The sequence below is a fragment of the Paenimyroides ceti genome (genome assembly GCF_030409925.1).
Genome location: NZ_JAUFQU010000075.1, coordinates 1 through 12234, shown reverse-complemented (window position 1 = coordinate 12234; position 12234 = coordinate 1). Strand labels below are relative to the sequence as shown.

17 protein-coding genes and 5 pseudogenes are annotated in these 12234 nt (G+C 35.3%); 15 read left to right on the top strand and 7 right to left on the bottom strand.

Annotated features, from left to right (window positions below; genetic code table 11):
• The first annotated feature begins 191 nt into the window (after positions 1-191).
• From QW060_RS24900 to QW060_RS24855, 10 genes and pseudogenes are all read left to right on the top strand, one after another.
• Positions 192-452 carry a UDP-N-acetylmuramate dehydrogenase gene (locus tag QW060_RS24900; protein ID WP_290365382.1) on the top strand — a complete coding sequence of 87 codons (261 nt, stop codon included), beginning with the start codon at positions 192-194 and terminating at the stop codon, positions 450-452.
• The gene (locus QW060_RS24895) at positions 440-781 is read left to right on the top strand and encodes a hypothetical protein (protein WP_290365381.1); all 342 of its coding nucleotides are present in this window, start codon (positions 440-442) and stop codon (positions 779-781) included. The genes QW060_RS24900 and QW060_RS24895 overlap by 13 nt, the downstream gene beginning before the upstream one ends.
• A gap of 110 nt (positions 782-891) precedes the next feature.
• Entirely contained in the window at positions 892-1026 is a 135-nt protein-coding gene (locus QW060_RS24890; RefSeq protein WP_290365380.1) for a hypothetical protein, read from the top strand.
• Positions 1027-1164 (top strand): hypothetical protein, encoded by a 138-nt coding sequence (locus tag QW060_RS24885; RefSeq protein ID WP_290365379.1) that lies wholly within the window; start codon positions 1027-1029, stop codon positions 1162-1164.
• 111 nt (positions 1165-1275) lie between these two features.
• Complete coding sequence (locus QW060_RS24880) at positions 1276-1482, top strand: hypothetical protein (RefSeq protein ID WP_290365378.1); 207 nt, start codon at positions 1276-1278, stop codon at positions 1480-1482.
• Entirely contained in the window at positions 1451-1582 is a 132-nt protein-coding gene (locus QW060_RS24875) for a hypothetical protein (protein ID WP_290365377.1), read from the top strand. Before QW060_RS24880 ends, QW060_RS24875 begins: the two co-directional genes overlap by 32 nt.
• Complete coding sequence (locus QW060_RS24870; protein WP_290365376.1) at positions 1552-1749, top strand: hypothetical protein; 198 nt, start codon at positions 1552-1554, stop codon at positions 1747-1749. Before QW060_RS24875 ends, QW060_RS24870 begins: the two co-directional genes overlap by 31 nt.
• 55 nt (positions 1750-1804) lie before the next feature.
• Complete coding sequence (locus tag QW060_RS24865; protein ID WP_290365375.1) at positions 1805-1984, top strand: hypothetical protein; 180 nt, start codon at positions 1805-1807, stop codon at positions 1982-1984.
• Positions 1959-2099: a hypothetical protein gene (locus QW060_RS24860; protein WP_290365374.1), complete on the top strand. Its 141-nt coding sequence runs from the start codon at positions 1959-1961 to the stop codon at positions 2097-2099. The genes QW060_RS24865 and QW060_RS24860 overlap by 26 nt, the downstream gene beginning before the upstream one ends.
• A gap of 312 nt (positions 2100-2411) precedes the next feature.
• Positions 2412-2933 (top strand): annotated as a pseudogene (locus QW060_RS24855) (RNA polymerase sigma factor); the annotation flags it as partial.
• 140 nt (positions 2934-3073) lie between these two features.
• On the opposite strand, the gene QW060_RS24850 reads toward QW060_RS24855, so the two are convergent.
• On the bottom strand, positions 3074-3409 hold the full coding sequence (locus QW060_RS24850; protein WP_290365373.1) for a globin family protein: 336 nt from the start codon (positions 3407-3409) through the stop codon (positions 3074-3076).
• A 119-nt stretch (positions 3410-3528) separates the two neighbouring features.
• On the opposite strand from QW060_RS24850, the gene QW060_RS24845 reads away from it, so the two are divergent.
• Complete coding sequence (locus QW060_RS24845; RefSeq protein WP_290365372.1) at positions 3529-3651, top strand: hypothetical protein; 123 nt, start codon at positions 3529-3531, stop codon at positions 3649-3651.
• Here the strand turns inward: QW060_RS24845 and QW060_RS24840 are convergent.
• The 3 genes and pseudogenes from QW060_RS24840 to hisS form a co-directional block, all read right to left on the bottom strand.
• Positions 3644-3790, bottom strand: coding sequence for a hypothetical protein (locus tag QW060_RS24840; protein WP_290365371.1), 147 nt, complete (start codon positions 3788-3790; stop codon positions 3644-3646). The two genes, QW060_RS24845 and QW060_RS24840, sit on opposite strands and share 8 nt — an antisense overlap.
• Positions 3791-3865: 75 nt before the next feature.
• Positions 3866-4024 (bottom strand): hypothetical protein, encoded by a 159-nt coding sequence (locus QW060_RS24835; protein WP_290365370.1) that lies wholly within the window; start codon positions 4022-4024, stop codon positions 3866-3868.
• A gap of 225 nt (positions 4025-4249) precedes the next feature.
• A pseudogene (gene hisS / locus QW060_RS24830) lies at positions 4250-5621 on the bottom strand (histidine--tRNA ligase).
• A gap of 132 nt (positions 5622-5753) precedes the next feature.
• On the opposite strand from hisS, the pseudogene QW060_RS24825 reads away from it, so the two are divergent.
• Positions 5754-6993 (top strand): annotated as a pseudogene (locus QW060_RS24825) (ABC transporter permease).
• A gap of 803 nt (positions 6994-7796) precedes the next feature.
• Here the strand turns inward: QW060_RS24825 and prmC are convergent.
• Positions 7797-8645 carry a peptide chain release factor N(5)-glutamine methyltransferase gene (prmC, locus tag QW060_RS24820; protein WP_290363657.1) on the bottom strand — a complete coding sequence of 283 codons (849 nt, stop codon included), beginning with the start codon at positions 8643-8645 and terminating at the stop codon, positions 7797-7799.
• Between the two features lie 39 nt (positions 8646-8684).
• Between prmC and ribD the strand changes: the two genes are divergently transcribed.
• Complete coding sequence (ribD, locus tag QW060_RS24815) at positions 8685-9725, top strand: bifunctional diaminohydroxyphosphoribosylaminopyrimidine deaminase/5-amino-6-(5-phosphoribosylamino)uracil reductase RibD (protein WP_290363658.1); 1041 nt, start codon at positions 8685-8687, stop codon at positions 9723-9725.
• 1 nt (position 9726) lies between these two features.
• Entirely contained in the window at positions 9727-10341 is a 615-nt protein-coding gene (locus QW060_RS24810) for an IMPACT family protein (protein WP_290363659.1), read from the top strand.
• Positions 10342-10890: 549 nt separating this feature from the next.
• On the opposite strand, the gene QW060_RS24805 is transcribed toward QW060_RS24810, so the two are convergent.
• A complete protein-coding gene (locus tag QW060_RS24805) occupies positions 10891-11061 on the bottom strand; it encodes a hypothetical protein (protein ID WP_290365369.1) in 171 nt (56 codons plus the stop codon).
• A 76-nt stretch (positions 11062-11137) separates the two neighbouring features.
• Positions 11138-11538: pseudogene (locus QW060_RS24800) on the bottom strand (acyl-CoA thioesterase).
• A 181-nt stretch (positions 11539-11719) separates the two neighbouring features.
• On the opposite strand from QW060_RS24800, the pseudogene QW060_RS24795 reads away from it, so the two are divergent.
• Positions 11720-12234, top strand: a pseudogene (locus QW060_RS24795) (DnaA N-terminal domain-containing protein); the annotation flags it as partial.

Genomic DNA, 12234 nt, shown 5'->3' with positions numbered 1-12234 from the left:
TTTTGATCGCCTTAAATCAGATGGGGTTTGATCTGAGTCTTATCACAAACAATCTAAGTATATTCTCGGATTGATTGTCGCTTCCATATCACTTAAGACCGTACGGAACTGATTGTAAAATCAACCCATCTTGATTATGAAATATTTCCGTTATAACTCTTAACTCATTTTGTTCGCAATACCTATAAAATATGACGCTAATTCCCAACTATTCTTTAAAAAACTATAATACATTTGGTATTGACACCAAAGCAAAATGGTTTGCTTCTGTAACAGATACCACTGTTCTAAAAAATCTGATTGAGACGTACAAAGACAAAGAAAACTTATTCTTCTTAGGAGGAGGAAGTAATTTGCTTTTCACAAAAGATTTTTTTGATGCACTGGTCATAAAAAGTAGATTTAAAGGGATTGAAATTAAAGATGAAACTGAAGACCCATGTTATCATTGAGGTACAATCAGGAGAAATATTGCATGAACTGGTACTGTGGTCTATGCGCACGGATATGGAGGACTCGAAAATTTATCTTTGATATATGGAATGTCGGTACTGCTCCAATGCAAAATGTAGGAGCCTATGGAGTGGAAATTAAAGATATTTTTATTTCATGTACCACATTGAATATTGAAACCTTAGAAACGGAACAATTTTCTAATGCCGAATGTAAATTCGGATATCGGAAAGTATTTTTAAAAACGAAGCCAAAAACAAACATGTCATCTTATCAGTGCGTTTCAGGCTTACAAGAAAAATCACATTCTAAAAACCGCTTATGGTGATATACAGAATGAACTGACCAAGCGAAATATTACCGTACCGACTATTAAAAGACATCAGTGATGCGGTTTATTGCCATCCGTTCATCCAAAACTACCTAATCCTGCTGAAATTGGAAACAGTGGAAGTTTTTTCAAAAATCCGATCATTTCAAAAACCGGCTTTTGATGAATTCATTCTACGTTTTCCGGAAGCTCCTTATTATAGTGTCAGTGAAAATGAAGTAAAGATACTGCAGGCTGGTTGATTGAAAAGGCAGGCTATAAAGGATTTCGAAGAGGCGATGCCGGAGTACATCAAAGACAGGCATTGGTATTGGTTAAATTTAGGAAATGCAACAGGAAATGAATTAATTACATGGCTTATGAAATTCAGTCAAAAGTAAAAGAAGTTTTTGCATCGAATTAAGCCCCTGAAGTCAATAAATTTAACGTTTATAGTTGTAACATAGTTAAGTTAACGGTATTTTTGCCTACCAAATTGAAACATATAAAACATGCTGCTAACATTACTCTATATCTTTATTGGTATCGTTATTGTTCAATTATTTTATTACTTAGGTATTTTCAGAGAATTTGTATTTTCCCAACCTGCTGAAAACAACCCGAAACGCATACCGGTATCCGTTATTCTTTATGCAAAAAATAATGCTGGAAGAGGTACGAAAAATAATGCCATTACTACTGAACCAAATTTACCATGAATTTGAACTGGTACTGGTCAACAATGCTTATTTGACGAAACCCTTGACATCTTTAAAGAATATGCTTCTATGTATCCGAACATCCGCTTTGTTGACGTAGAAAATAATCAGGCATTTTGGGGAAGTAAAAAATATGCTCTTACACTGGGAATAAAGCTTCAAAACACGAATTTTTATTATTTATCGATGCTGAAAACAGACCTTCATCAGAAAACATGGCTTATGCAGATGAGTTCTCATTTACGCTTAATAAAACCATTGTATTAGGAACAAGCATGTATGAGAAAAAGAAAGGCTTTTTCATAAGATCATTCGTTATGATATGATCTGGAATCAACTACACAGTTTTGCATGGACGCGAACAGGAAATCCTTTTACGGTCAATCTTAAAAACATCGCATATAAGAAAGAGGAATTTTATAAGGTGAAAGGTTTTATTGATCATATGCAGAACCCTAAATATGAAAATGATCTTTTTGTCAATCAGGCTGCAACAGGTTAAAAACACCACCTTATGCGAACAATCTTCTGCGACGTTAATTGTACCTGTGCTAAAAAATTACCGCCAGTTTGTATCGTTAAAAAAAGAACATTTCTCAGCTACTGAATACCTTTAAGTTTGCTACAAGATTCAAGATCAAACTTTTTAATATATCACAACTGTGCTTTTATCTTATGGCAATTGTGCTTTTAATCCTTCAGATAGAGTGGGAAATTGTAGTGGCACTTCTTATTTTCCGCTTTCTGTTTGTATGGCTGATTGCATCAAAAGCAGTCAAAAAATTTCAACAGCCTGATTTAGCTTTAACATTTCCTTTAAGAAGAATTGCACAATTAATCACATTAATAAATGTATCTTTAAGTCTGTTTTTAATTCAAAATAAATCTGTGGAAATAACTCCGGCTAACATACAAAGCGTTATTCAGAAAGCAAAAACGGTGATCAGGCAGCTTTTACCGCTTTACTCAATCACTTCTGGAATGAAGTTATGGCTTTATGTTTAAACAAACTGCAAATGAAACCGATGCTGAAGACATAACCATCGAAACATTTTCAAAAGCATTTGACAAATTAATACATACAACGAACAATTCAAGTTTAAAACACTGGCTCATCTCCATTGCCAAAAATGTACATATAGACATGATCCGCAAGAGAAAATCCACCCATTTTGTTGAAATTGATGAAACACAATAAAAATTTCTTTTTTGACATCATTGATGATTCTCCTTCTATAGAAGACCAGCTGATACAGGAACAGAAACTGCTTACGTTAAAACAATATATAAAACAGCTAAAGCCTCATTATCAGGAGATCATACAGCTGCGTTTCTTTCAGGAGCTTTCTTATAACGAAATCTCAGAAAAGTTAGAAGAACCCATAGGAAATGTTAAGGTAAAATTGCTTAGAGCAAAAAAACTACTGACAGAATTGATACAAAAAAAATAATATTCATCAACATATAGTATTTTAATGTTGGGTAAAACGTATAAAAACAAAAGACCTTCTTTTTGGAAAGTCTTTTGTGTATATTAAAAACATAAGATATGAACTCAATTATTCCTGTACAATAGGAGCTCTCAAAGATTCTAAAACGCTACAACTTCCCCAATAATCTTAGGATCAGTAACACCATTCAGTCCTGCTGCTGCACCTACATATCCAATAAATTTATCATAATCAGCATTGTTTGCTTTTTTCCCCATTCTTGGATTAGTTGCGGGATTATGAGCCTCAACCATGTTGAGTCCTGAATATGTATTTGTTGCTCCACCTCCAGTATTTGCTGAAAAGAAGTCGGTCAAATTTTTACTCAGAACAGCTACTTTGGTTGTATTTCCGGAACCTACCTCAGCAACTATCGGAGCAAAGTGCATTCCAAGATTTCCGGATGCACCTGTACCTATATCACTCACAATAAGCATAATAGTACTATCGACTACTGAGCGATAACTTAAACGTCCTTTTCAATCATCTGTCCGGGATTATTAGGATCAGGACTTTTTCAAATCCACCCAATTTTTGATTAAAGCGGACTTCTCCTGTGGCGTCACATTATCATCATCCCACACAGGAGATCATACCACCTGCTGTGGCTAATAAAACAACTAAAACTGCAATTTTTGGAATTTTGTTTCATAATATTTTATATTTAAAAATTAATTAAAGAGACGTTGTACCCCTCTCGAAAACTTATAACTAAAACTATCTGAATTTCCAACAGGACATACCTGCTTGCTTGCCGCTTCTGCTGAAACTACATATTGAGCAACAGAATAATTCCTTTTGGCAACCATCTGTTCCAAACCTCTTTTGCACTAATGATGGTGTTATCATGATAATAGACAAGCACTCCGTTTCCATATTGAGATGTTCTTTCTTTACTCGGGTATTGACTTTAAATCCGATAAAATTTGTTTTCTTTCCAAACTGTCCAATGGCTTATTAAAATCCATACGACTGATTTGAAGCGTATTATTATCTAATTCAACAGATTTTGCGGTAGCAATATGCACAACGAGAATAACAAATAATATCAATATAATCCCCCCTACACTTCCACCAACAATTTTAAGAGTCTTTTTTAAATTCATAGCTTTTGTATTTTTATAGATTACCTTTTATAGTATGTACGATAGAATCATAAATTTGGATTTAGTATTACCTAATTTTTAACAAAAAAAATATAATGTTCTGATTTTAAATAAAAAAAGCGGTTCTTAATTTAAGACCGCTTTTGGATAATAGAATAAGGAACAAATATTTTATGACAACTCCGAAATAAGCTGCGCCGTTGTCAACTGTTTTTGATCTCCGGTTACCAGATTTTTCAAAATGAATATATTATTATTTTTCTCTGTTTCTCCTGCAATTACCACATACTGTATGCCTTTTTTATCAGCGTACTTATATTGCTTGTCCATTTTAGCTTTGTCAGGATATAACTCAGATTTGATTCCGGCTTCTCTGAGTTTCTTCAAAGCAGGCAGTACATATAAGATTTCATCATCGCCATAATTCAGAAATAATACTTTTGAGGTCGAAGATACCGTTTCAGGAAATGCATTCAACTCTTCCAAAACAAGATATATACGATCTAATCCAAAAGAAATCCCAACACCTCCTACATTTTTAAGCCCGAAAATCCCGGTAAGATCGTCATACCTTCCACCACCGCCAATAGAACCTAATTTTACAGTTTCAGGAGCCGCCACTTCAAAAATCGCTCCTGTGTAATAATTTAATCCTCTTGCGAGTGTGACATCCAGATTGAGCACAGCCGACTGCAGACCGATTTTATCAATAGCATCGCAGATAAATCGTAATTCTTCTACACCTTTACGACCTTCTTCTGAACTTTCTAAAAGAGCAGAAAGCTGAGTAATTTTCTCTGAAAAAGTTCCTGAAAATGCAAACAGTGGTTGCACTTTCTCTAATGCCTGTTCAGAAATTCCTTTAGCCAGCATTTCTTTTTTAACACCGTCTTCTCCTATTTTATCTAACTTATCCAAAGCTACTGTAAAATCAATCAATTTATCTTTTGCACCAATAACTTCAGCAATACCTGATAAAATTTTTCGGTTGTTTACTTTTATCGTTACACCTTCTACTTTCAAATCTGTAAATACTGCATCGTATAGTTGTATAAGTTCTACTTCCTGCCAAAGAGATTTTGAGCCTACAACATCAGCATCACACTGATAAAACTCTCTGAATCTTCCTTTTTGAGGATTATCTGCCCGCCACACTGGTTGTATCTGATAGCGTCTGAATGGAAAATCAATCTCATTCTGATGTTGTACAACATAACGGGCAAAAGGAACTGTTAAATCATACCGAAGTGCTTTCTCTGACAATGAATTAGAAAAAAGTGCCAGATTATTCTCTTCCAGTGCCTGTATATTGGCTTTCTTTACTTTATCTCCTGAATTCAATATTTTAAAAATCAACCGGTCACCTTCTTCCCCGTATTTACCCATCAAAGTATCTAAATTTTCAAAAGAAGGTGTTTCGATAGGCTGAAAACCAAAATGCTCAAAATGTTTTTTTAATCGTAGCAATTATATACTGACGTTTTGTTACTTCATTTGGAGAAAAATCTCTTGTACCTTTTGGAATACTTGGTTTTTGTGCCATTTTTAAACTATTTTATTTTTATTTATAACCTTATTAAAAGATCGGTCAACAAATATCCTACTTTATTTTTTCGGAATAAAATAATTTTGATTTTATTGTAACATTTTTAGTACTGTAACTACCAATAGATATATGTTGAAACTGCTTTTTGAAAATACAAAAATTGCATTAGGCGCTATCCGAAGCCAATTATTGCGTACCATACTTACGGTATTTATCATAGCGTCTGGTATATGGGCGTTGGTAGGTATTTTATCTGCTGTTAGCGCACTGGAAAATACTTTGTTTAGCAATTTCGCCTCAATGGGCGCCAACACCTTTAACATCAGCCGATATGATTATTCATCACAGATCAGTTCAGGAAATAATGATGTAAAAATAAATCCGGTTATTAATTATAATCAGGCAAAAGCTTTTAAAGAAAGCCTTGATAAATCATATATTACAACGTCAATTTCTTTCACAGCATCAAGTACTACAGAGGTAAAATACGAATCTAAAAAGACAGATCCGGAAGTATCGATTATCGGAGCGGACGAATATTATTTTACGAATAGCGGACTTGAATTTGAAAACGGAAGACCGTTTAATGAATTCGATGTAAAAAACAACAATGCTGTCTGTATTTTAGGAGCTGATTTTGCAAAAGGCCTTTTTAAGGACACTAATCCTATTGATAAAATAGTATCCATTCGCGGAACGAAATTCAAAGTCATCGGAATTTTAAAGAAAAAGGATCCATCTTTGGCAATAAGCAGGATTTAAGAGCTTTTATCCCTCTGAATATTGCCCGTGGTATTTTTACTTTAGCCAATATTGATTATGAGATACAGACACTGGTCACTCAGAATGAGTTGCTCAATACCACAATTGACGAAGCTACTCTCAAAATGCGTCAGATAAGAGGCCTAAATCCGTCTCAGGAAAGCAACTTCGGAATCCGCAGAAGTGATGATTTAATAGAATCTCTTAAGAATCAGACGGTAATGCTTACCGCTATTGCCTGGATGATAGGGGTTATTACCATTTTCGGCTCTTCCATTGCTCTTATGAATATTATGTTGGTTTCTGTAACGGAACGAACTAAAGAGATCGGAATCCGCAAATCACTCGGCGCTAAGAAAAACACCATTTTATTTCAGTTTTTTACAGAAACTATTGTCATCAGTCAATTAGGTGGATTGGTAGGAATGATTCTGGGATTGCTTACCGGTTATATTTTTACAAAAATCATTGGTTTTGCATTTGTAATTCCGTGGATGGCAATAATAGCTGCTATCATCACTTCTTTTGTAGTTGCCATTATTCCGGCCTATACCCGGCAATAAAAGCTTCAAAACTGGATCCGGTAGAGGCTTTGCGTTATGAATAATACGACAACTCACAGATAAAAAAATGAGACATACACACCTTACAGGTAATGATGTCTCATGATTTTTAAAAAGAATTTTTTTTTTCTCAAGCAACATTTTATAAGCTCGGGCTTCAGTTGTCGGGTCAGCCGCTAATGACTTTTCGTAGAAAACAACTGCCTGTTTAGTATCGTTCAAAAATTCATGCAGAATTCCCAAACTCAGATAGTAATTAGACTGATCTGTTTTGCCCATAGAAACAATAGAAGATTCCATAGATTTTAAATTCTCGATAGCAGTAGCAATAGCATTCTCTCCACCTTGTGCCAATATCTGCTTTTTCATATTGTCTTTAATCGTGTTCAGAGATTTTACATAAATATCACAGTTATTAACCAAATCTTCTGCTGCATTTACAACAATTTCTCTGCCGAACAACTTTCCTTTATCGAATTCTGAAAGGGAAGCATCATATCCTTTCGTAGCGATAAGCGCTCTGAAAGCAGCCTCATCTTTTTCTCTTTTCTTAAAAAAGTCTTCTACACATTTAATAGTTTCCTCTCCTATCAATTGTTCAGGAGTTTTATCAGATTGTTTGCTCAGACAATCGCAATATTCAGTAGCGAAGTCTTTTTCTAATTGTTTCTGAGTAAGCTCTTTTTTGCATGAAACCAGCAAAAATAAAGCAGAAACAGCCCATACTATTTTCATAATTTATTTTTTAATGAATCACAAAAGTACTTTTTATAAAGCATATACCCTACAAACCTGTTATACATTTTAGTAAATCTACCCTATGGTTTTAAGATAAAATCGTCTTTTGTTACTTTTTCTCAGCATGAACCATACGATCATTTCCTCTCATATCTTTTCTGAGTTCAGTAGTTTTCAAGCGTGTATTTTCAAACAGCGCTAATGTTTCATTAGCCAGATACTGATTGATTTCAAAAAACAAGTGTCCGCCAGGAGCCAGAAACGCATCTGCCAGTTCCGTAATCTTACGATAAAACAGTAACGGATTACTATCATCTACAAACAAAGCGAGATGAGGCTCATATCCCAGGACATTTTTCTGAATTTCAATTTTTTCAAGATGGCGTACATACGGTGGATTCGAAACAATAAGATCATATTCTTCGATAGAAACAGTTTTGAGAACATCCTGATGTAAAAAACGCACCGATACGCCATTATGATCTGCATTTCTTTTCGCAACTTCCAATGCTTTTTCAGATACATCCATAGATGTAACAACAGCATTGGAAATATTTTTTGCAAGTGTAACCGGTATGCATCCACTCCCGGTACCGATATCCAGAATACGCCATTGCTTTAAAGGTTGCTGTTTTACCGTATGTATAATCCATTCCACCAGTTCTTCCGTTTCGGGTCTCGGTATGAGGGTATGTTCATTTACTGAGAATTCCAATCCATAGAAATAAGCTTTACTAAATACATACTGTATCGGCTTTTCTGTAAGCAATTGTTCCAGTACCCCCTGCCATTGCGCAAGCTGTTCAGCACTCAGCACAACCTCTTGCAGTACCAGATCTACCCTGCGCATATGCATCAACTCATCCAGTGCTATATAAAAAAAGCTGTTGGCCTCTTCTTCTTCTACAACGGTAAGTAAAGCATTTATAAATTGTGTTTTATAGTCTTTTAAATTCATCTATTCGTTTTAAACTTTTAAATTTGCAAAAAACTGCTCATGACCACACACGAAAAATACATGGATCGCTGTTTACAACTTGCCCGGATTGGTTTGGCAGCTGCAATGCCTAACCCTTCGGTAGGTGCTGTTATTGTGTACAAAGATACGATTATTGGTGAAGGATTCACATCTGCTTATGGGGGAGCTCATGCAGAAGTCAACGCCATTAACAGTGTAGAAGATCAGGAGTTGTTACAGCAATCTACTCTGTATGTTTCATTGGAACCCTGTAGTCATCATGGCAAGACACCTCCCTGTAGCGATTTGATTATCACAAAAAAAATACCACGGGTAGTAATAGGATGTATCGATACTTTTGCTGAAGTTTCCGGTAAGGGAATCAAAAAACTTCAGGATCACGGTATAGAAGTGACATTAGGCGTTCTGGAAGAACAATGCCGGGAATCTCATAAAAGGTTTTTTGCTTACCACGAAAAAAAGCGTCCGTATGTAATTTTAAAATGGGCAGCTTCAGCTGATGGTTTTATCGCACCCTTACATAAAGAAGAACTCAAACCCGTTTGGATTTCTAATATATATTCCCGACAACTCACTCATAAATGGCGAAGTGAAGAGCAAGCTATTCTGGTGGGAACACAAACCATCATTGATGATAATCCGTCTCTGACCGTCAGAAGCTGGAAAGGGAGAAACCCCATAAGAATGTATATAGACCGGGATTTAAAAATCTCCTCAGCGTATGCTATCACTGATGATTTCGCTTCAACCATTTGTATTACCGCGCAATCTGAAACACCTATAGACACCGTTTCCTATGAAAAAATAGATTTTGAAACAGCTGTCATACCGCAGATTATGGACATTTGTTACAAGCGTCAGATTCAATCCATTATCATTGAAGGCGGACTCCAAACATTACAGGCTTTTATTCAAGCTAATATATGGGATGAAGCACGTATTTTTGAAAGCAATATCGTACTTAATAATGGTATAAAAGCTCCTTTGATAAGAACTTATAAAAGCCGGACTGTTGAATCTGTTGCAGAAGACCGTCTGCTCCTTCTAAAAAACAACTGATTTGGAAAAAGATACTTATAAAACACTGGTAACCGCCTCAGAAGAAATCCTTTTTAAAGAAAAAAACAGTAAGTTTTATGGTTATGCGTATCCGGTAACAACGGAAGATGAAGTAAAAGAACTGTTGGAAAAATTAAAAAAAGAGCATTACACAGCACGCCACTGGTGTTATGCTTTTCAATTAGGAACTCAACAGATATATTTCCGTGCCAATGACGATGGCGAACCTAATAATAGTGCGGGAATGCCTATATACGGACAGATTCAGTCTTTTGATGTCACCAACGTTCTTGTAGTGGTTGTGCGCTACTTTGGCGGAATAAAATTAGGTGTTGGCGGTCTGGTACAGGCTTATAAAACAGCAGCACAAATGGCTCTGGAAGTGGCAGAAATTGAGGAACGAACCATAGATGTACACTTTATCGTTTCATTTGATTATAAAAATATGAATAAGGTAATGCGCATTATAAAGGAAAAAAACATACAGCTCATACGCCAAAAAATGGAGCTGAGCTGTGAGTTTGAATTAGCTGTCCGTCTACAGGAAGCAGCAGCTGTACATGATGCTTTTGATCAGGTATATGAAGTGGAAATCCGTTATAAAGACGAAAAATGATCAGTTTTTCATATTCCATCGATTTTCTAAAATTTCTGGCATGCTCCTGTAAAAACTGGATATAGGTAATCGACTTTTGTACCATATGAATATCAAATCCCTCCTGTTCAACTATTGTATAGATGAATAAATTAAAATCTTCAGGTTTGATTTTGAGCTCTTCCTGTAAATATTCTTCAGGAAAAATCTGTTTAAATTTCTTTACATTAGTTTCGTTAGTCTCTAATTTCAACCAGTTTTTCAGCATTTTGTGACGTCCGGAAAGGCGGTTTAGCAATCCATCCAGCTTTACACCTGTAACTCCTTCTCCGGGAGAAAACTGATTGCTTGCATATAATGATTTCTCAGCTGGTGTCATATCCATTTTACCAAACCCTAAAGAAGCATTCAAAGTATCTGTTTTATCAATATAAAGTTCTTTAAGCACCGTCATATTACTTGATAAAAAAATATCGAGTCGGTTGCGTTTTAATATCGGATCAGAAATAGTGATCTTCTGCTCGATAAACTCTATATGAGAAAAAGACAGTACATCATTTAATTTTGCTTTTATCTGATAACTTCCTTTTTTCCCGTATACACTTCTTCACCTGAAGTAACATTGACCACGCGCACCGGATCAGTTATTTCATGCTGTGTACTCACTGTCCCCTTTAACAACTTCCGATCCTGACCAAAACAAACCGAAGTAACGAATAGTAAAAATAAAATTGCTCTCATACGTTTTCTTGTAAAAATACATTTTCTTACGCGAATCAAAACACGTATTAACATTTAGTTAAACATAGGGTCCAATTCAGATGTTTTTCAGCTTATCCAGAATATAATCCGGTGGTGCTACCGGACGGCCTGTTTTCATATCAACAAAGACCAACATGGAGTATCCGGTTGTTAACAACTCCCCTTTTTCATTATGTATTTCATAGTCAAATTCTATCTTCACAGAAGACTGTTTTTTAAAGATGGTTGTGATGGTAAGCAGGTCATCATACCGGGCAGGTTTTTTATAATCCATACTCAAAGAAACTACAGGCAGCATGATACCATTTTCTTCATCCACTTATAGGAAACACCTTGATTTCTAAGCCATTCCACTCTTCCTATTTCAAAATACTGTGCATAATTTCCGTGATACACTACTCCCATCTGATCGGTTTCTGCATAACGAACACGCAGACTGACATCGAATTTTTTCATTATTTTTTATCTTATTTTTAGGTTGATATTGAATTAAATATTACTTACAATTTTTTTTTTAAAAATCAAACAGCAAATAGTTTTTTTTAAACAAATTTTGTTCACATATTTGTCATACTAAAAGAAGAGAATTATCTATTTTTCTTTCATGACCAAATTAACAAAATAATATTCACAAAAAATGCTTGATTATACGAATAAAACTGCAGAATCTGTATGGACTCGTTGTCTTCAATTCATAAAAGACAATATAGATGAGCAAGCTTTCAAACATGGTTTGAACCGATTGTTGCAATTGAACTGACTACAGAAAATGCATTGTATATTCAGGTACCCAGTAAGTTTTTTTATGAATGGCTGGAAGAACATTATGTAAAGATATTAAAATCAGCTTTGATAAAGGAACTGGGACATAATGCCGGCTTCTTTATAAGATTCGTATGGAAAATACGCAGGGCAACAAGCAGCCTTTTACGGAACAACTACCAAGCAGTCAGCGTGAACCTGTAAAGACTCAGGAGCTCGACGTACCCATACAAACAAAAAATCCGGAAATCAAAAATCCTTTTGTGATTCCGGGTATCCGCAACGTAAAAATAGAATCACAACTCAATTCCAACTACAGCTTTGATAATTTTCTGGAGGGGGAATCGAATCGCTTAGGTCGTAGTGCAGGTATGGCAGTTGCCAACAAAC

What these genes read in the sequence shown, in the direction of transcription:
- QW060_RS24900 (WP_290365382.1), top strand. Translation starts at nt 192, where the DNA reads ATGACGCTAATTCCCAACTATTCTTTAAAAAACTATAATACATTTGGT.
- QW060_RS24895 (WP_290365381.1), top strand. Translation starts at nt 440, where the DNA reads ATGTTATCATTGAGGTACAATCAGGAGAAATATTGCATGAACTGGTAC.
- QW060_RS24880 (WP_290365378.1), top strand. Translation starts at nt 1,276, where the DNA reads ATGCTGCTAACATTACTCTATATCTTTATTGGTATCGTTATTGTTCAA.
- QW060_RS24875 (WP_290365377.1), top strand. Translation starts at nt 1,451, where the DNA reads ATGCCATTACTACTGAACCAAATTTACCATGAATTTGAACTGGTACTG.
- QW060_RS24870 (WP_290365376.1), top strand. Translation starts at nt 1,552, where the DNA reads ATGTATCCGAACATCCGCTTTGTTGACGTAGAAAATAATCAGGCATTT.
- QW060_RS24865 (WP_290365375.1), top strand. Translation starts at nt 1,805, where the DNA reads ATGATCTGGAATCAACTACACAGTTTTGCATGGACGCGAACAGGAAAT.
- QW060_RS24850 (WP_290365373.1), bottom strand. Translation starts at nt 3,409, where the DNA reads ATGCTTATTGTGAGTGATATAGGTACAGGTGCATCCGGAAATCTTGGA.
- prmC (WP_290363657.1), bottom strand. Translation starts at nt 8,645, where the DNA reads ATGAATTTAAAAGACTATAAAACACAATTTATAAATGCTTTACTTACC.
- ribD (WP_290363658.1), top strand. Translation starts at nt 8,685, where the DNA reads ATGACCACACACGAAAAATACATGGATCGCTGTTTACAACTTGCCCGG.
- QW060_RS24805 (WP_290365369.1), bottom strand. Translation starts at nt 11,061, where the DNA reads ATGAGAGCAATTTTATTTTTACTATTCGTTACTTCGGTTTGTTTTGGT.